Origin of the sequence: Chromobacterium sp. Beijing (assembly GCF_021496765.1) — a bacterium.
GTDB lineage: Bacteria > Pseudomonadota > Gammaproteobacteria > Burkholderiales > Chromobacteriaceae > Chromobacterium.
The window spans coordinates 3,948,869-3,966,779 of record NZ_CP053750.1 but is presented as its reverse complement, the minus strand read 5'-3'; the positions used below and the strand labels follow the sequence as shown (position 1 = coordinate 3,966,779).

The window sequence follows — 17,911 nt, the reverse complement described above, 5'->3', positions numbered from 1 at the left end:
ACAGGCCATGATTCGCTTGCAACGCAGCATCATCCACGGCATCCGCGCCGCCAAGACCGCGGCCGAACTGCACTACTACCTGCAAAACGCGGTGGAACTGGAGCACGCCACCATCCCGCCCTATCTGACCGCGATGTTTTCGCTGAAGCCGGGCTACAACGAGGAAATCCGCCAGCTGATCCACAGCATCGTGATGCAGGAAATGCTGCACATGTGCATCGCAGGCAATATTCTGATCTCCATCGGCGGCCACCCGCAGATCAACAAGCCGCCGTTCATCCCCAAGTATCCGGGGCCCTTGCCGATGTCCATCGGCGGCGATGACTTCATCGTGGGCATCGAGCCCTTTTCCAAGGAGCTGGTGTTCAACACCTTCATGGTGATCGAGGAGCCGGAAGACCCGGTGCCGGTGGAAACGCCCAAGCTCGCCGCCGAGGACGAGCCGGACTACGCCACCATCGGCGAGTTCTACGACGCGATCAAAAAGAAGATCAAGGAACTGGGCGACGGCATCTTCATTCCGGCCACCGTGCCCAAGCAGGTGCTGGGCTGGTTCTCGCCGGAGCGGCTGTTCCCCATCAAGGACATCGCCAGCGCCCTGCACGCCATCAACATCATCATCGTTGAAGGCGAGGGCACCAGCACCAATCCGAACCAATCGCCGGGCAACCCGGCGCACTACTACAAGTTCGGCGAAATCTACTACGGCCGCCGCATCGTCAGCACCCCGGACGGCGGCTACGCCTACGCCGGCGCGGAAGTGCCCTACGACCCGGCCGGGGTCTACCCCATGGTGTCCAATCCGCAGGATTACGACTACCAGGACAACACCCAGGCCAAGGTGAGGGTGGAAGCCTACGCCTACAGCTACAGCAGCCTGCTCAACGCCCTGCACCAGGCTTTCAACGGCGAGCCCAAGCGCATCGACACCGCCATCGGCCTGATGTACGACCTCAAAGTGCAGGCGGTCAGCCTGATGGAGACCCCGGTGGCGCCGGGCAGCGCGCAGACGGCCGGGCCCAGCTATCGCTACGTCAACACGCAAGGAGGCATGGACACCAGCGATTAAACGCGTCGGCGGAGGAGTAGCGCCCAAGCGGTCCGGTTAGCGCCGGACCGCGTTTGCCGTCTCTTCCGCCTCGTCGGCGCGCCGCGCGAGGATGTCGCGGCGCGCGGCGGATCATGAACCGGTTTTCTAGGAGCACAGCCATGCCACTGTCAGCCAGCAAGCCAGGCCTCAGCGACGCCGCGGGCGGCCGCAGCGCCGGGGCCATGACCATGCAGCGTTTCAGCGTGCCGTTCGAATACCCGGTGTATTTCGGGCGCGGCCTGCTGAGCGACCCCGGCAACCCGCTGTTGCGGCAAGCCATCTGCCGGCGGGAGCCGGAACGGCGGCACCGCTTCGTGGCGCTCATCGACCAAGAAGTGGCCGCCGCCCACCCGCAGCTGCCGGCCGCTTTCGAACGCTACGCCCGGCGTCACCGCGCCGCGCTGGAACTGGCCGCGCCGCCGCGTCTGGCCCAGGGCGGCGAGGCGTGCAAGAACGAGCCGGAGCAGCTGCTCGCGCTGCAAAGCTGGCTGCAGCAATGCCATGTGGACCGCCACAGCTGCCTGGTCATCGTCGGCGGCGGCGCGCTGCTGGACATGGCCGGTTTCGCCGCGGCCACCACACACCGCGGCGTGCGCGTGGTGCGCATGCCCACCACCGTGCTGGCGCAGAACGACTCCGGAGTCGGCGTCAAAACCGCGGTCAACGCCTTCGGCGCCAAGAACTTCCTCGGCGCCTTCGCCCCGCCGTTCGCCGTGCTCAACGATTACGACTTCATCGCCAGTCTGCCGCGCCGCGACCGCATCGCCGGCATCGCCGAGGCGGTGAAAGTGGCGGCGATACGCGACCGCGCCTTCTTCGACTGGCTGGACGCCAACGCCGAAGCGCTGGCCGCCGGCGACGACGAGGCGATGCAATGGATGATACGGCGCTGCGCCGAACTGCACCTGAACCACATCGGCCAGGGCGGCGACCCCTTCGAGTTCGGCAGCGCCCGGCCGCTGGATTTCGGCCACTGGGCCGCGCACAAGCTGGAAGCGCTGAGCGGCTACGCGCTGCGCCACGGCGAGGCGGTGGCGATAGGCCTGGCGCTGGACTGCCGCTACGCGGTGCTGACCGGCCTGTTGCGCGAAGCCGCCCAGCTCAGCCTGCACCGGCTGCTGCTGCGGCTGGGCTTTGCGCTGTGGCACCCGGCGCTGGACTGGCGCGACGGCGAGCGCCGCCAGGTGCTGGCCGGGCTGGATGAGTTCCGCGAACACCTTGGCGGCGATCTGACCATCACCCTGCTGCAGCGTCTGGGGCAGGGGGTGGAAGTGCACGCCATCGACGCGGATCGGATGAACGCGGCCATAGACTGGCTGCGCGACAGGAGCGATGACCATGTTGCTGCTTGACCCCCAACAACGGCCGGACAGCGTGTCGGCCCCCCATTTGCCCGCGGTCCACATGAGCTACTGCAGCAATATCCATCCCGGCGAAAGCTGGCAGGAATTGCGCGCTCAACTGGGCTTCCACCTGCCGCGCATCAAGGCGCGGGTGGCGCCGGACCGGCCGTTCGGCCTTGGCCTGCGGCTGTCCGCGCTGGCGGCGCGGCAACTGGAAGAGCCGCCGGCGCAGGCGGAATTCCGCGATTTTCTGGCCGAGCACCAATGCTATGTGTTCACCCTCAACGGCTTCCCCTTCGGCGCCTTCCACCGCCAGGCGGTGAAGGACGGCGTCTATCTGCCGGACTGGCGCGACCCGCAGCGGCTGATCTACAGCAACCGGCTGGCCCAACTGCTGGCGGATCTGCTGCCGGCGGAACTGGAATACGGCAGCGTCAGCACCGTGCCCGGCGGCTACCGCCAGCACCTGAGCGGCGACGGCAGCGGCGCGCTGTGGATCGCCACCCATCTGCTGGAGCACGCCGCCTTCCTGCACCGGCTGCGGCAGGACAGCGGCCGCCGCATCGTGCTGGCGCTGGAACCGGAACCGGACTGCCTGCTGGCCACCAGCGAAGACGCGGTCGCCTTCTTCGAACTGCACCTCCTGAGCCGGGCCGCGCTCAACCAGGTGGCCAAATGGTGCGGCGTCAAACGCGAGGAGGCCGAAGCCATCGTGCGCCGCCACCTGGGCGTATGCCTGGACGCCTGCCACGCCGCGGTGGAGTACGAACAGCCGGAAGACGCGGTGGCGCGGCTGGACCAGGCCGGCATTGCCATCGCCAAGCTGCAGCTCAGCGCCGGCCTGCGCGTGACCCGGCCGGACCGGATGGCGGCCGAGGCGCTGCGCGCCTTCGCCGAAGACACCTATCTGCACCAAGTGGTGGCGCGGCGCGGCAGCGAGCTGTGGCGTTATCCGGACCTGCCGGCGGCGCTGGCGGCGCTGCCGCGGCAGCCGGCCGACGAATGGCGCATCCACTTCCACGTGCCCATCTGCCACGCCGCGCTGGGGCCGTTCGCCAGCACCCAGGATTTCCTGTCGCGGCTGCTGGCGCTGCAACGCCAGCGCCCGCTGAGCGGACATCTGGAAGTGGAAACCTATAGCTGGGGCGTGTTGCCGCCGGCCCACCGCCAGGGCGACCTGGGCGAGGCGATCTGCCGGGAACTGCAATGGGCGGAGGGCCAGCTGCGATGAGCGGACAGCCCGCGCTGCCCATACCCAAGACCAGCGCCCGGCGGCGGCTGTCGCGGCGGCATGCGCGCCAGACCCGCCGGCGCGTGGCCGGGGTCTGGTCGCTGGCGCTGCGGCTGGGCCGGGTGTCCAACCTGCCCACGGTGTGGAGCAACGTCCTCGTCGGCGCCGCGCTGTCCGGCCACGTCGCGGCCGGCGGCCCGCTCGCCTTGCTGCTGTTGTCGCTGTCGCTGATCTATGTGGCCGGCATGTATCTGAACGACGTCTGCGACCGCCACATCGACGCGCGCGAACGGCCGGAACGGCCGATACCCGCCGGGCTGGCGTCGGCCCGGCTGGTGCTGCTGGCCGGCTCGGCGCAGTTGGCCGTCGGCGTCGCCCTGCTGGCGGCGCTGGGCCTGTCCGCCTTGCTGGCCGGCCTGTGCCTGGCCGCCACCGTGGTGCTTTACGACCTCTGGCACAAGGGCAACCCCTTGAGCCCGCTGCTGATGGGCCTGTGCCGGATGCAGGTCTATCTGATCAGCGGCCTGGCGCTCGGCGCCGGCGCGCTGTCCGGCCCGCTGCTGCTGGCGGCGCTGGCGCTGCTGGCTTACCTGATCGCGCTGACTTACGTGGCCAAGCAGGAAGGCCGCGCCGGCCTGGGCCGCTTGGCGCCGCTGCTGGGCCTGGCCGCGCCGCCGCTCTACCTGCTCAGCCAACCGTTCCAGCCCTGGGCGTTGCCCTTCCTGCTGCTCAGCCTGGGCTGGAGCGCGCATTGCCTGCGGCTGGCCCGGCCCGGACCCGGCCGCGACATGCCGCGCGCCGTCGGCGGCCTGATTGCCGGCATCGCCCTGGCGGACGCCTTGTTCATCGCCGCCGCGGGCCTGCCGCAGTGGGCGGCGCTGGCGGTCCTGGCCGCCTGGCTGACCCGGAGCTGGCAACGCCGGGTGCCGGGCACTTGAACGGAGAATCTGCGCGATGGAAACGCAAACCATGCTGGCGGACCAACTGCACGCCAGCCTGCTGGACGCGGCGGACCGCCACAACGCCGCCCAGGCGCTGGTGTGGCTGGAGTCCTGTCGCCGTCTGACCGCCGCCGTGCCGGAGCCCGCCGCCGCGCGCCGGCTGTTCAGCGTGGCCAACCGGCAACTGGCGGCGCTGACCCTGTTGCCCAAGGGCGCGATCAAGGCCTTGCAGGCCCAGCATGTGCTGGCCGCCGAAGCCTGGTCGCCCGGCGACGCCGGCCGTGCGCTGCTGCTGCTGCGCGCCCTGGCCGCCGGCGCCGGCGCGGCGCTGGCCTTCGATCTGTATCGCGGCGGCGACAGCCTGGAACAGCAGGCGGTGGTCAAGGCGCTGATCCTGCTGCCCAGGCCGGAAGACTGGCTGGCGCTGGCCACCGACGCCAGCCGCAGCCACGTGGCCGGCGTGTTCCAGGCGCTGGCCTGCGACAACGCCTACCCGGCGCAACAGTTTCCCGATCTCAATTTCAACCAGCTGGTGCTCAAGGCGCTGTTCACCGGCGCGCCGGCGCGGCATATCGCCGGCCTGGAGCGGCGCTGGAGCCCGGAGCTGGAACAGATGGTGGCCGCTTACGCCAGCGAGCGCCGCGCCGCCGGCCGCAGCGTGTCCGACGACGTCGTTTTCCTACTGCAAGGACTGCATCATGAAAATGTTTGATCCGCACATCCACATGACCTCCCGCACCACCGACGATTACCAGGCGATGAGCCGGGCCGGCATCAGCGTGGTGGTGGAGCCGGCGTTCTGGATGGGCCAGCCGCGGCGGCACGTCGGCAGCTTCGACGATTATTTCCTGTCGCTGCTGGGCTGGGAGCGCTTCCGCGCCGCGCAATTCGGCATCCGCCACTTCTGCACCCTGGGCCTCAACCCCAAGGAAACCAACAACCCGGACGTGGCCGACGGCGTGATGGCGCTGCTGGAGCGTTATCTGGACAAGGACGGCGTGGTGGCGGTGGGGGAAATCGGCTTCGACGACGAAACCGAGGCCGAGGAGCGCTACTTCGCCCGCCAGCTGGAACTGGCGATACAGTTCGACCTGCCGGCGCTGGTCCACACCCCGCACCGCGACAAAAAGGCCGGCACCCTGCGCAGCCTGGCCCTGGTGCGCGACAGCGGCATCGCGCCGGAACGGGTGCTGATAGACCACAACACCGAAGAAACCCTGCCGCTGGTGCTGGACTCCGGCTGCTGGGCCGGCCACTCCATCTATCCCAACACCAAGATGGACGAACCGAGGATGGTGGCGCTGGTGCGCCAGTACGGCAGCGAACGCATCATCATCAACAGCGCGGCCGACTGGGGCGTCAGCGACCCGCTGAAAGTGCCCAAGACCGTGGAGGCGATGCGCGCCGCCGGCATCGCCGAGCGCGACATCGAAACCATAGTCTGGCGCAATCCGCTGGACTTCTTCGCCCAGAGCGGCCGTCTGGACATCGAAGAAGCCAACAGCCCGCTGGCGGTGGACCAGCGCCGGCTGTACCAGGGCAACTCCGTGCTGCGCGGCCAAAATCCGCAGGTGGACATCGTGGACTGACATCATGCAACGCACCCTCGTTCTCAACGTGGTGGGCCTGACGCCGCAGCTGCTGCGGCACGCGCCGCACCTGAGCCGGCTGGCGGAGCGCGGCGCGCAGCGCCCGATCACCGCGGTGACGCCGGCGCTGACCTGCCCGGCGCAGGCCACTTATCTGACCGGTCAGCTGCCGCAGGCGCACGGTTGCGTCGCCAACGGCTGGTATTCGCGCGAACTGGCGGAGCCTTTGTTCTGGAAGCAGAACAACGCCTTGATCCAGGGCGAGAAACTCTGGCACGAGGCCCGGCGCCTGCACGCCGGCTTCAGCTGCGCGCAGTTGTTCTGGTGGTACAACATGTACGCCGACGTGGACTGGAGCGTGACCCCGCGGCCCATCTACAAGGCAGACGGCCGCAAGCTCCCGGACTTTTACTGCAACCCGCCGGAACTGCACGCGGAACTGCGCCAGAAGCTGGGCGATTTCCCGTTATTCCACTTTTGGGGGCCGGCGGCGGACATCCGCTCCAGCCGCTGGATCGCGGACTGCGCCTTGCATCTCTACCGCTCGCGCCAGCCCACGCTGACCCTGGTTTACTTGCCGCATCTGGATTACTGCCTGCAAAGGCTGGGGCCGGACCATACGGAGGTGGCGGCGGAGGTGGCGGCGGTGGACCAGTTGTGCGGCGAACTGATCGAGCAGGCGGAGCGCGACGGCAGCCGCGTCATCGCGCTGTCCGAGTACGGGGTCACGCCGGTCAGCAACGATATCGCGATCAACCGCATCTTGCGCATGGCCGGCTGGCTCAAGGTGCGGGAGGAGCAGGGCGAGGACAAGCTGGATTGCGGCGCGTCGGCGGCCTTTGCGCTGGCGGACCATCAGATCGCACATGTCTATGTGCGCCAGCCGGAGCTGGTGCCGGAGGTGAAGGCCTTGTTGCTGGAGCTGGACGGGGTGGAGATGGTGTTGGATCAGGCCGGCAAGCGTTTGCTGGGGCTGGATCATCCGCGCTCCGGCGAGCTGGTGGCGGTGAGCCGGCCGGATCGCTGGTTCAGTTATTACTATTGGCTGGACGACGCGCACGCGCCGGACTTCGCCCGCACGGTGGATATTCACCGCAAGCCGGGTTACGACCCGGTGGAGTTGTTCCTGGACCCGACCTTGAACTGGCCGAAATTGAGCATTGGCTGGACTTTGCTCAAGCGCAAGCTGGGCATGCGCAGTTTGTTGGAGGTGATTCCGCTGGACCCGTCCTTGGTGCGGGGTTCGCATGGCCGTCCCACCTTGAACCCGGAGCACGGGCCGTTGATGATCAGTTCCTTGCCGGACAGTTTGCCGCCGGGGTCGGTGCCGGCGACGGCGGTGCGGGACATCATCATGGATCATATGTTTGGGGAGGTGGAGACGCGGCTGGCGTATGGGGCGCATGGGGTGATGGAGTAGGGGTTTTGGTTTATTCCGGTGCGACGCTTATTGACTGGTTCTCCTTTGATTAGGGTTGTGATGGGTGATGGTTTTTCTGTTGAATCCGCTGCGCGGATAATGTTTTGGGTGCCGCTTTCCGCGCGGCGAACGGGGAGGGGCGGGCCGCCGCCCCTTCCAGCCCCCCTCGTCCCCCAGGACGCGAAACCCCGAAGAAAAAGGGGCCTGCAAGGCGCGGCTGAACTCGCGATTTGCTAGCGTCAAATCGCTCAAACAAAGCAGCCGCTTAAAACCTTGCAGACCCCTTTTTCTCCGGCGCGCCCCGAGGGGACACCTGGGCGCTACATGAGGTGGTCTTTTTTTGAAAAGAAAGAGTGATTTAGCTTTGCTGGCTAGTTCTGTGGATAACTATCCAGTTTGACCCTGCCTGTGGGTATCTAAGACAAATCAAGAAGAAAGCACGTTTCCGACGCACCCCAGATCCCTTCAAGCCTGCCGTCGGGTGGCGGGCCCGAGGTTTTAAGCGGCTGCTTGTTCGAGCAGCGCGACGTTAGCGCGCTGCGAGTTCAGCCGCGCCTCGGGCCTGACGGGTCCCGGCGGGAAGCCGTAGGCCAGGCTTGCAGGGTGGCCTTTAGGAGTGGAGAGGATATTTGGCCAAGCAAATATCCTCTCCCTGCTCGCCGGGCAGCCCCGGCAATGAAAATCATCATCCGCGCAGCGGATACAAAACCCACACACCGAGCCACACCAACCACCCCACCTTGACCCCAAGCGCCCCCTCGGCAACAATCCCCCCGTTGCCGCCAAAACAAGCGGCACACGGGATTGGCGTCCCGTTTCCGAAGTCGACAAGCCAACGCAGCATGCTGCGTTGGCTGCTTTATCCATGGCAAGGCCGTTTTGGCAGGCGCATGGTGGGAGAGCGCTATGCGCTCGCCGGCAAGACTTCGGACCGGTACGCCAATCCTGCCACGCGCCTGCCTCACCTCAGCCTCACCCGGCAGGTGGTTTATCTTGTGTCACAGCAGGAGAAACACCATGCAACATTCTCAAAACTTCCCCCGTCGTCGTCGCTACAAACTGCACTCGCTGGAACAACAGGAAGCCTTGCTTCCCTTTGTTCGCTTCTGCCCCGGCCGCACCTATCGGCATTACTGGCAAATGCCCACGCCCCGTAAGGATTACCCCGCCGACAGCGCCTATGGCCGCGAATGCGCGGCCCACCTGCTGCAATGGATGAAGGACAACCGCGAATATGTCGGCAAGGGCCTGCTCAGCCGCGTGGCGCGCGACATCGATTTTGACGACCGCGCCGGACGCGGTCAGTGGATGGGTTTCTTCAACTATCTGGAAATCATGATGCTGCTGGGCGCCGACCGGGTCCGGGTTTACCGCCATGTAGACAGCCAACACCAGATCTACCTGGCGCTGGGACAGCGCTTCAGCCTGGAGGCGCGCTTCCGCCGCATCCGGCTGCGAAACCGCTAAGCGCCTTGCGGTGGGTATCGCTGCGCTCCACCCACCCTACGGCGGATGGTCTTGTAGGGTGGGTGGAGCCGCAGGCGATACCCACCAAACCCCGCCGCCAAGACCCAAGCATCGGTTCCATCGCGTTTCCGTGTGGGTATCGCTACGCTCCACCCACCCTACGGCGAATGGTCTTGTAGGGTGGGTGGAGCCGTAGGCGATACCCACCAAACCCCGCCACCAAGGTTCAAGCATCGATCCCATCGCGTTTCCGCGTGGGTATCGCTGCGCTCCACCCACCCTACGGTGAACGGTCTTGTAGGGTGGGTGGAGCCGCAGGCGATACCCACCAAACCCCGCCGCCAAGACCCAAGCATCGATCCCATCGCGTTTCCGCATGGGTATCGCTGTGCTCCACCCACCCTACGGTGAACGGTCTTGTAGGGTGGGTGGAGCCGCAGGCAATACCCACCAAAGCCCGCCGCCAAGACTCAAGCATCGGTTCCATCGCGTTTCCGCGTGGGTATCGCTGCGCTCCACCCACCCTACGGCGGACGGTCTTGTAGGGTGGGTGGAGCCGTAGGCGATACCCACCAAACCCCGCCGACACTGCTGTCACGGCGCGGCGCGCACGCAAAAACGGGGCGGCCATGGGCCGCCCCGCTTCACTCAAGCGGCTACGCTTATTCCTGCAACAGCGTCGCCCTGCGCTCAATCCCCTTCACCTCCACCTTCAAGGCCTTGGCCAGGCGCTCGCCGTATTGGCGGTCCGCCTTGTAGAAGTGCGACAGCATGATGTCGCGGGTTTCGACATTGCGCACCTTGGCCAGATCCCCGGACAGATTGCGGATCAGGTCCGCCTGGTCCTGCGCGCTCAGCGAGCGGTAGAACTCGCCGGCCTGCTGGAAGTTCAGCGTCTTGGCGATGGCCTCCTGCTGGGTGTTGCCCTGCAAGGGCAGGCGGCTGTGCTTGAACTGCGGGTCCTGCGGCTTGGGAGCCAGCCGGCTGGGCTCGTAATTGATGCTGCCCTGGCGGCCGGAGGCGTTTTGTGCACCGTCCTGATTATTGTTTACCACCTCGACCCGCGGGCGGTTCACCGGCAGCGCCTGGAAATTGGTGCCGACGCGGTGCATCTGAGTGTCCAGATAGGAGAACAGCCGGCCTTGCAGCAAACGGTCTTCCGAGGCCTCGATGCCCGGCACCAGATTGGCCGGCGACATCGCCACCTGCTCGGTGGCTTCGAAGAAGTTGGCCGGCACCTGGTTCAGCGTCATGGTGCCCACCTTGCGCTCCGCCACGCCGGTCCACACCTTGGTGGGGTCCAGCGGGTTGAAGGCGAAACGGTTCATGTCCTCAGGCTGGATCAATTGCACGTACAAATCCCAGGACGGGTAGCGCTTCCGCTCAATGCTTTGCAACAGGTCCGCGGTGGCGTGGCCGACCGATTGGCCCTGCACCTTGGGCAGTTCGTCCGGGCGCAGATTGCGTTCGCCCTGATGCGATTTCCAGGTGAACTTGGCGTATTGGTAGCGGCCGTCCGCGGCCACCAGCTTCAGCGCGTGCACGCTGCTGCCGTTCATTTCGCGGTAATTGGCCGGGGTGCCGTAGTTGGAGTACACCCGGGTCAGCATATGGGTGGATTCCGGCAAATGGGAGAAGAAGTCGAAGACGCGGTTGGGGTCTTGCTCATTGCTGACCGGGTCCGGCTTCAGCGAATGCACCATGTCCGGGAATTTGATCGCGTCGCGGATGAAGAACACCGGCAGGTTGTTGCCCACCAGGTCCCAGTTGCCCTGCGCGGTATAGAACTTGGTGGCGAAGCCGCGCGGGTCGCGGTCGGTTTCCGGCGCGCCGCGGCTGCCGATCACGGTGGAGAAGCGCACGAACACCGGCGTTTTTTCGCCTTTGCGGAATACCAGGGCGCGGCTGACGTCCTGCAAGCCTTCGCTGGCGACGAAGACGCCGCCGGCGCCCACGCCGCGCGCGTGGACCACACGTTCCGGGATGCGCTCGCGGTCGAAGCGCTGCAGTTTTTGCAGCAGTTGAATGTCTTGCAGCAGGGTGGGGCCGTTGGGGCCGGCGGTCTGGCTGTTCTGGTTGTCGCCCACCGGCGCGCCGTTGTCCTGGGTCAGGTTGGCGGCTTGGCTCAGAGCGGCGCTACAAGCCAGCGCCAGGGTGAAAAGCTTGCGGTTCACGGAAAAGGTCAGAACTGACATTGGCACTCCCATAAATTATTAGAACATTTACTAAGGGAGCGGCCATTATCGGAAGTGACGATAGTTTTGTTAAATCTTAAATTACAATTTGTTTGATAGTGTTTATTAATGGAACGAAGACGGCCTCATTTCTCCGCCAGCAGTCGTTCTATGCGGCGGTCCGGCACCAGCCAGATCAGGGCCATCAGCACATACATCGCCGCGGACAGCCATTCCCAGTAAAAGGCGGCGGCGATGCCGATCAGATAGCACAGCGGGGAGATCTTGCCCTTGATGTCCTTGCCCAAGGCCTCGGACAGCCGGGTGCGGTTGCCGGGCAGGCACAGCAGCGATTGCTGCATCAGCCACCAGGCCAGCGCGCACATCAGCAACACCACGCCGTACAGGGCCAGCGGCAGCGGCGCGAAATGGTTTTCCCCCATCCAGCCGGTGACGAAGGGAATCAGCGACAGCCAGAACAGCAGGTGCAGATTGGCCCACAGCACGCGGCCGTCCACGCGCTGGATGGCGTGGTAGAAGTGGTGGTGGTTGTTCCAGTACAGGCCTACGTAGATGAAGCTGAGCACATAGCTGAGAAAGACCGGCCAACGGTCTTGCAGCGCCGTCCAGCTGGTGTCGTGCGGCACTTTCAGTTCCAGCACCATGATGGTGATGATGATGGCGAGCACGCCGTCGCTGAAGGCTTCCAGCCGGTTCTTTCCCATGATGTCCCTATCAGCTGTTTCAAGTGGATGACGGGGTCAGTATAGACGGCTTTCAGAGCGTGTTTACGATCGGGCGAGCAAGGGCGGGACAAGGCGTACTCACCGCGCAACGCTCCGCGACGCGCAGCAGATCGTCAACAGGTTCTTAGCCCGGCCGCTGGGCCGGCGCCGGGCGATAAGGCAGGCGGATGCGGGTGATGAAGCGTTCGCCGTCCAGCCGGGCGCTGAGCGAGGCCTCGGCGTCGAAATACAGCTCCAGCCGCTCGGCCAGATTGTCCAGCGCCATGTGGTGGCCGGGCGCGGCCGCCGCCGGCTCCGGATTGACCGGATTGCTCAGCGTCAGCTCCAGCTGTTGTTCTAGCTGGCGCGCCTGGATGCGGATTTCGCCGCCGTCGGCCAGCCGTTCTATGCCGTGGAACACCGCGTTTTCCGCCAGCGGCTGCAGGATCAGCGGCGGCAGCGCCGCGTCCAGCGGCGCTTGCACGTCCCAGCTCACTTGCAGGCGCGCGCCCAGCCGTTCGGCCTCGATCGCCAGATACATCGCCGCCAGTTCGATTTCGCGGCCCAGCGTGGATTGCCGCGCTGGATCGCCCAGCTGGGCGCGGAACAGATCGGCCAGGTTTTCCAGCACCATTTCCGCCTTGTCCGGCTGCTTGCCGATCAGCGCGATGGCGGCGTTGAGGCTGTTGAACAGGAAATGCGGGCGGATGCGCGCCTGCAGCGCGATCAGCCGCGCCTCCGACAGCGCCGGGGACAAGGCGCGCGCGCGCAGATTGAGGTAATGCTGCATCAGCCCGCCCACCGCGCCGGCCAGCAGCACCTGACCCCAGGGCATGGGCGCCAGCGGGTTGAGCAGACGGCCGCAGAAGGCGAAGGACAGCAGGCAGATGGCGGCGGCGCTCAGCGTCACGCGCCGGCCGCGGTAGAGGCGGCGGCCCAGCAAGGCCAGCAGGCCCAGGCTCAGCAAGGCGCCGGGCACCAGCAGGCTGGACAGGCGCAGCAGCCGCCAGGGCAGCGGCTCGCCGCCGTCGTCCAGCAACAGGCCGCCCAGCAGGAACAGGCCGAGCAGCAGCAAGGCGCGCAGCAGCACGCCCAGGTTGCGGTAGTCGGGCAGGTCGGACGGGGGCGGTAGCGGCATGAGGGCGCGGCCGGAAATAGGATAGCCGCATCATAGCAAGGAAAACCCGCACTGGCCGAAGGCGCTCGCCGCTGGCATAGTAGGGGATTCCCGGCGGCGCCGCGCGCCCCCGGAGTTTCGCCAAGTTTTTCGTCCGCAGCCATCGTAGAAAGCATCGCCATGCAAGATCAACACGCCTGGTCCGGCCGTTTCTCGGAGCCGGTATCCGAACTCGTCAAGAAATACACCGCTTCGGTGGATTTCGACCGACGACTGGCCGAATTCGACATCGAGGGCTCGCTGGCCCACGCCGCCATGTTGCAGCGCGCCGGCGTTCTGTCCGCCGAAGACCTGGCAGCGATCCGACGAGGCATGGGCGAAGTGCTGGACGATATCCGCGCCGGCCGCTTCGAGTGGAGCGTGGATCTGGAAGACGTGCACATGAACGTGGAGCGCCGGCTGACCGACAAGATCGGCGACGCCGGCAAGCGCCTGCACACCGGCCGCAGCCGCAACGACCAGGTGGCCACCGACATCCGCCTGTGGCTGCGCGCGCAGATCGACGCCATCGTCGGCCTGATCGGCGAGTTGCAGCACAGCCTGCTGGACCTGGCGGAACAGCACGCCGAAACCGTGCTGCCCGGCTTCACCCATTTGCAGGTGGCGCAGCCGGTGACCTTCGGCCACCACATGCTGGCCTATGTGGAAATGCTGGCGCGCGACGCCGAACGCATGAGCGACTGTCGCAAGCGCGTCAACCGCCTGCCCTTGGGCGCGGCGGCGCTGGCCGGCACCACCTTCCCGATCGACCGTCATTACACCGCTCAGCTGCTGGGTTTCGACGATGTCTGCCACAACTCGCTGGACGCGGTGTCCGACCGCGACTTCGCGATTGAATTCACCGCCGCCGCCAGCCTGGTGATGGTGCATCTGTCGCGGTTGTCCGAGGAGCTGATCCTGTGGATGAGCCCGCGCGTCGGCTTCATCGACATCGCCGACCGCTTCTGCACCGGCAGTTCCATCATGCCGCAGAAGAAGAACCCGGACGTGCCGGAGCTGGTGCGCGGCAAGTCCGGCCGCGTGGTCGGCCATCTGATTGCGCTGGTGACGCTGATGAAGGCGCAGCCGCTGGCTTACAACAAGGACAACCAGGAGGACAAGGAGCCGCTGTTCGACACCGCGGATACCTTGATCGACACCCTGCGCATCTACGCCGACATGATGCGCGGCGTCACCGTCAAGCCGGAGGCGATGCGCGCGGCGGTGCTGCAAGGCTTCGCCACCGCCACCGATCTGGCCGACTACCTGGTGAAGAAGGGTGTGCCCTTCCGCGACAGCCACGAGGTGGTGGCGCTGACGGTGCGCCACGCCGAGCAGCAGGGCATGGACATCGCCGACCTGTCGCTGGCCAAGCTGCGCGAGTTCTCGCCCTTGATCGACGAGGACGTGTTCGCGGTGCTGAGCCCGGAAGGCAGTCTGGCGCAGCGCGACCACGTGGGCGGCACCGCGCCGCGCCAGGTGCGCTTGCAGATCGAGCGCCATCGTCAACGCCTGCAGCCGCGCTGAGCGCCGCTTCGTCTCGCTCTTGCCCGCAAGCCTTTGAATAGGCCTTTGATGGCCGTCAGGCCGCGCCCCGCCATCCCGGCGGCGCGCGGCCTGTTCTTGTTTGGGGGCCTGCCGATTGCGGCAATTTATATCAAACAACAGTCAATCAAAGACATTTTATTAAATAAATCTTTCTAATTAGCTTTTCTGTCTCCGGCTAAACCGTTATCTTTAGCGCCAGACTTGCGGGAGCTTCGAAAAATCGCGACGGCGGCCGACACGCCGCGCGGCTGGTTTTCCAAATTTCTCCAAGAACGTGTTTACGATCCAGCGAGCCAGAGCGAGACCAGGCGTTGCGGCTGAGAAAGCGGAATGCACACGTGGTGCATGAGTGTTTCGAAGCGCAGCTCACCGTGTCGCGTCTCACGGCGCGCGGCAGATCGTAAACAGGTTCCAAGGGACGGCGCGGCAACACCCGCCTATCCCTCATCCTGGCAGTCCCCGTCTATCCATGCTGTTCTCGCCAGCGCCAGCCGTGCCGCGGATTGGCGCGCGCCGCCATGGCCGGACGCGGGGCCGCTTCTTGTCATTACAGTCACTCAGTCACGCCGGGGAACAATGTGTTTTGTCGCCATCGCTTCCGTCACCTGATCAGCCGAGGCAATCAATTCCGCGGCAGCCTCAACGCCGCGGAATGGGCCTTGGTCTTGCTGGTGGCCATGTTGCCGGCGGTGATAGGCCTGCCCCTGACCTGGAACCGCTACCAGCTGGACGTGCAGGCGCAGCTGCAAAGCGCGGCGGGGCGCGCGGTCAATTCGGTGGACCGGGTGTTCAGCCAGGTGGACCGCTCATTGCGGGAGGCCGCGCCGTTGGCCGGCCAGCCCTGCCCGCAGGCGCGCGGCAAGCTGGTGTCGCTGGCGGCCTTCGATCCCTATATCCGCTCGCTGGGGCTGATGGACGGCCGCCGCCTGTACTGCACCTCGGTGCTGGGCGCGCAGTACTCGGATCTGCCCTTCACCCCGTCGGCGCCGCAGCAACTGATCTACCGTCTGGACTCTGGCCCCTTGTACCCCAAGCGGCCCTTCCTGATGCGCACCTTGCTGGGGGAGCGGGGGCAGGCCGTCGTCGCCAGCGTGGAACTGGCCTATTTCAGCCCTCTGCTGCCCTGGCAGGCCGACGACGGCCACAGCGGTTCGCTGCTGGTGCTGAATCACAAGGAGGCGGTGCAGTCCACATTGCCGGGCGCCGCCGAGGTGCCGGCCAGCGCGGTGCTGCGGGTGATCGCGGCCTCGGAGCGCTTTCCGCTGGCGGTGCACAGCTGGGTGGACGCCGACTACCTGTGGCGCGGCGCGTCGGCGCGTCTGCTGCGCGCCCTGCTCTTGTTGTTGCCGGTGGGCGTGGTCGGCGCGGTCCTGCTGCTGGGTTATCTGCGCAAGCGCGGCTCGGTCAGCGGGGAAATCCTGCTGGCCTTGCGCAATCAGGAGTTCCTGCCTTACTACCAGCCGGTGTTCGACGCCTGCGGCCGCCGCTGCATGGGGGTGGAGGTGCTGCTGCGCTGGCAGCATCCGCGTCAGGGGCTGACGCCGCCGGATCTGTTCATCCCGGTGGCGGAGGCCTCCGGCATGATCATCCAGATCACCCGCTATCTGATGCGGCGGGTGGCCGCCGACATGGCGTCGCTGCCCTTGCCCGATCGCTTTTTCGTGGCGCTGAATCTGTCGCCCAGCCATCTGCAGCACGCGCAACTGGTGGAGGACTGTCAGGCGTTTTTGCGACACTTCCCGAAGACGCCGCCGCGGCTGGTGCTGGAAGTGACCGAGCGCGAGCCCATCCGGGTGACGCCGCAAAGCCAGCAGGTGATGGCCGCGCTGCGGCGGATGCGGGTGCAGATCGCCATCGACGACTTTGGCACCGGCCACAGCAGCCTGGCCGAGCTCAACCGCATTCACGCCGATCATCTGAAGATAGACCGGGTGTTCGTGGCGGCGATAGGCAGCGACTCCATCGCCAACCGCATCCTGGAGATGATCATCGATCTGGCCAAGCAGCTGCGTATCTCCATGGTGGCCGAGGGTGTGGAAACCGAACAGCAGCGCGCCTATCTGCAGCAAAGCGGCGTGCATTATCTGCAAGGCTATCTGCTGGCGCGTCCGATGCCGCTGGAACAGCTGCGCGATTTTTTGTGGGGGCGTCCGCCGCTGGCGGAGGGCCAGCCGGTCTCCTGAGCAAAAAATACGCAATAAACGAACACTATTGGCCGATATCAAGCCGGAATAGTGGTTCTGTTTGCCGCTGACCCGCAAAATATGTTACTAAAGTGACGTGATTTTCGATTCCGAATAGTTATGAGCCGCTCACCCCGTCACGACAAGATTCTGCAGCTGGTCCGCGAAAACGGCTTCATGCCGATCGAAGAGTTGGCCAGACTGCTCGATGTCACCCCGCAAACCATTCGCCGCGATATCAACCAGCTGTGCGAGGCCAATCTGTTGCGCCGCTACCACGGCGGCGCCGCCCTGGGCAGCAGCGTGGAGAATGAGGACTATTTCGCGCGCAAAGGAAAATTCCAGAGCGAAAAAGCGCATATCGCGGACATGATCGCCAGCAGCATTCCCGATCACGCCTCGCTGTTCATGAGCATAGGCACCACCATAGAGGCGGTGGCCCAGGCGCTGACCAGCACGCACAAGGGTTTGCGGGTGATCACCAACAACATCCATGTGGCCTCCATCATGTCCACCAATCCGGATTTCACGGTGATGATCACCTCCGGCACGGTGCGCGCGTCCGACGGCGGCATCACCGGCGTGGCCACGCTGGACTTCATCAACCAGTTCAAGGTGGACTACGCCATCATCGGCGTGTCCGGCATCGAGCCGGACGGCTCGCTGCTGGACTTCGATTACCGCGAAGTGCGGGTGGCGCAGGCGATGATGTCCAACGCCCGTCACCGCTACCTGGCGGCGGACCACAGCAAGTTCGGCCGCAACGCCCTGGTGCGCATGGGACACATCAGCGAGTTCCACACCGTGTTCACCGACGCGCTGCCGCCGGAGCCGGTGACCAAGCTGCTGGAAGAGCAGGGCGTGCGCCTGGTGCTGACCGAGGCCTGAGACGCTTTCAAAGCCTGCCGCGCTTCGGCGATACGGCGTTAACAGGCTTTGAGCACGTGGATCGTTAACAGGCGTCCTGGATGCGGCGCTGAGCGCCGCGCCCGAAAAAAAGCCCGGAACCTCTCGGTGGTCCGGGCTTTTTCGCGTCCGGGCGGG

Annotated in this window: 14 protein-coding genes; 11 read left to right on the top strand and 3 right to left on the bottom strand. The window is 65.8% G+C overall.

The genetic code is table 11. The features are described from left to right. The first annotated feature begins 7 nt into the window (after positions 1-7). The 8 genes from HQN78_RS18345 to HQN78_RS18310 all read left to right on the top strand — a co-directional run bounded on the left by HQN78_RS18345 (position 8) and on the right by HQN78_RS18310 (position 9,081). Complete coding sequence (locus tag HQN78_RS18345; protein ID WP_227106029.1) at positions 8-1,069, top strand: ferritin-like protein; 1,062 nt, start codon at positions 8-10, stop codon at positions 1,067-1,069. A 140-nt stretch (positions 1,070-1,209) separates the two neighbouring features. After that, positions 1,210-2,442 (top strand): 3-dehydroquinate synthase, encoded by a 1,233-nt coding sequence (locus HQN78_RS18340; protein WP_199225977.1) that lies wholly within the window; start codon positions 1,210-1,212, stop codon positions 2,440-2,442. Next, complete coding sequence (eboE, locus tag HQN78_RS18335; protein ID WP_158274405.1) at positions 2,429-3,664, top strand: metabolite traffic protein EboE; 1,236 nt, start codon at positions 2,429-2,431, stop codon at positions 3,662-3,664. Before HQN78_RS18340 ends, eboE begins: the two co-directional genes overlap by 14 nt. Beyond that, positions 3,661-4,602 carry a UbiA family prenyltransferase gene (locus tag HQN78_RS18330; RefSeq protein WP_227106030.1) on the top strand — a complete coding sequence of 314 codons (942 nt, stop codon included), beginning with the start codon at positions 3,661-3,663 and terminating at the stop codon, positions 4,600-4,602. Before eboE ends, HQN78_RS18330 begins: the two co-directional genes overlap by 4 nt. A 16-nt stretch (positions 4,603-4,618) precedes the next feature. After that, entirely contained in the window at positions 4,619-5,317 is a 699-nt protein-coding gene (locus tag HQN78_RS18325; protein WP_107801522.1) for an EboA domain-containing protein, read from the top strand. Then, positions 5,304-6,194: a TatD family hydrolase gene (locus tag HQN78_RS18320; RefSeq protein ID WP_199225975.1), complete on the top strand. Its 891-nt coding sequence runs from the start codon at positions 5,304-5,306 to the stop codon at positions 6,192-6,194. The genes HQN78_RS18325 and HQN78_RS18320 overlap by 14 nt, the downstream gene beginning before the upstream one ends. A gap of 4 nt (positions 6,195-6,198) precedes the next feature. Next, positions 6,199-7,614 carry an alkaline phosphatase family protein gene (locus tag HQN78_RS18315; RefSeq protein WP_107801520.1) on the top strand — a complete coding sequence of 472 codons (1,416 nt, stop codon included), beginning with the start codon at positions 6,199-6,201 and terminating at the stop codon, positions 7,612-7,614. 1,017 nt (positions 7,615-8,631) lie between these two features. Further along, positions 8,632-9,081, top strand: coding sequence for a hypothetical protein (locus tag HQN78_RS18310; protein ID WP_235085437.1), 450 nt, complete (start codon positions 8,632-8,634; stop codon positions 9,079-9,081). A 662-nt stretch (positions 9,082-9,743) separates the two neighbouring features. On the opposite strand, the gene HQN78_RS18305 is transcribed toward HQN78_RS18310, so the two are convergent. From HQN78_RS18305 to HQN78_RS18295, 3 genes are all read right to left on the bottom strand, one after another. After that, positions 9,744-11,276, bottom strand: a complete 1,533-nt coding sequence (locus HQN78_RS18305; RefSeq protein ID WP_235085435.1) for a catalase — start codon at positions 11,274-11,276, stop codon at positions 9,744-9,746. A gap of 125 nt (positions 11,277-11,401) precedes the next feature. After that, positions 11,402-11,980 carry a TMEM175 family protein gene (locus tag HQN78_RS18300; RefSeq protein ID WP_081556483.1) on the bottom strand — a complete coding sequence of 193 codons (579 nt, stop codon included), beginning with the start codon at positions 11,978-11,980 and terminating at the stop codon, positions 11,402-11,404. A gap of 145 nt (positions 11,981-12,125) precedes the next feature. Further along, positions 12,126-13,118, bottom strand: coding sequence for a sensor histidine kinase (locus HQN78_RS18295; RefSeq protein ID WP_107801516.1), 993 nt, complete (start codon positions 13,116-13,118; stop codon positions 12,126-12,128). A gap of 159 nt (positions 13,119-13,277) precedes the next feature. On the opposite strand from HQN78_RS18295, the gene argH reads away from it, so the two are divergent. The 3 genes from argH to HQN78_RS18280 all read left to right on the top strand — a co-directional run bounded on the left by argH (position 13,278) and on the right by HQN78_RS18280 (position 17,755). Next, a complete protein-coding gene (argH, locus tag HQN78_RS18290; RefSeq protein WP_235085432.1) occupies positions 13,278-14,663 on the top strand; it encodes an argininosuccinate lyase in 1,386 nt (461 codons plus the stop codon). Between the two features lie 599 nt (positions 14,664-15,262). Continuing rightward, positions 15,263-16,867 (top strand): EAL domain-containing protein, encoded by a 1,605-nt coding sequence (locus HQN78_RS18285; protein WP_235085430.1) that lies wholly within the window; start codon positions 15,263-15,265, stop codon positions 16,865-16,867. Positions 16,868-16,987: 120 nt separating this feature from the next. Further along, complete coding sequence (locus HQN78_RS18280; RefSeq protein ID WP_019103455.1) at positions 16,988-17,755, top strand: DeoR/GlpR family DNA-binding transcription regulator; 768 nt, start codon at positions 16,988-16,990, stop codon at positions 17,753-17,755. The last annotated feature ends 156 nt before the right edge of the window (positions 17,756-17,911 follow it).

Bases quoted from the DNA above. Each gene is read 5' to 3' on its own strand.
- HQN78_RS18345 (WP_227106029.1), top strand. From the start codon at position 8: ATGATTCGCTTGCAACGCAGCATCATCCACGGCATCCGCGCCGCCAAG.
- HQN78_RS18340 (WP_199225977.1), top strand. From the start codon at position 1,210: ATGCCACTGTCAGCCAGCAAGCCAGGCCTCAGCGACGCCGCGGGCGGC.
- eboE (WP_158274405.1), top strand. From the start codon at position 2,429: ATGTTGCTGCTTGACCCCCAACAACGGCCGGACAGCGTGTCGGCCCCC.
- HQN78_RS18330 (WP_227106030.1), top strand. From the start codon at position 3,661: ATGAGCGGACAGCCCGCGCTGCCCATACCCAAGACCAGCGCCCGGCGG.
- HQN78_RS18325 (WP_107801522.1), top strand. From the start codon at position 4,619: ATGGAAACGCAAACCATGCTGGCGGACCAACTGCACGCCAGCCTGCTG.
- HQN78_RS18320 (WP_199225975.1), top strand. From the start codon at position 5,304: ATGAAAATGTTTGATCCGCACATCCACATGACCTCCCGCACCACCGAC.
- HQN78_RS18315 (WP_107801520.1), top strand. From the start codon at position 6,199: ATGCAACGCACCCTCGTTCTCAACGTGGTGGGCCTGACGCCGCAGCTG.
- HQN78_RS18310 (WP_235085437.1), top strand. From the start codon at position 8,632: ATGCAACATTCTCAAAACTTCCCCCGTCGTCGTCGCTACAAACTGCAC.
- HQN78_RS18305 (WP_235085435.1), bottom strand. From the start codon at position 11,276: ATGTCAGTTCTGACCTTTTCCGTGAACCGCAAGCTTTTCACCCTGGCG.
- HQN78_RS18300 (WP_081556483.1), bottom strand. From the start codon at position 11,980: ATGGGAAAGAACCGGCTGGAAGCCTTCAGCGACGGCGTGCTCGCCATC.
- HQN78_RS18295 (WP_107801516.1), bottom strand. From the start codon at position 13,118: ATGCCGCTACCGCCCCCGTCCGACCTGCCCGACTACCGCAACCTGGGC.
- argH (WP_235085432.1), top strand. From the start codon at position 13,278: ATGCAAGATCAACACGCCTGGTCCGGCCGTTTCTCGGAGCCGGTATCC.
- HQN78_RS18280 (WP_019103455.1), top strand. From the start codon at position 16,988: ATGAGCCGCTCACCCCGTCACGACAAGATTCTGCAGCTGGTCCGCGAA.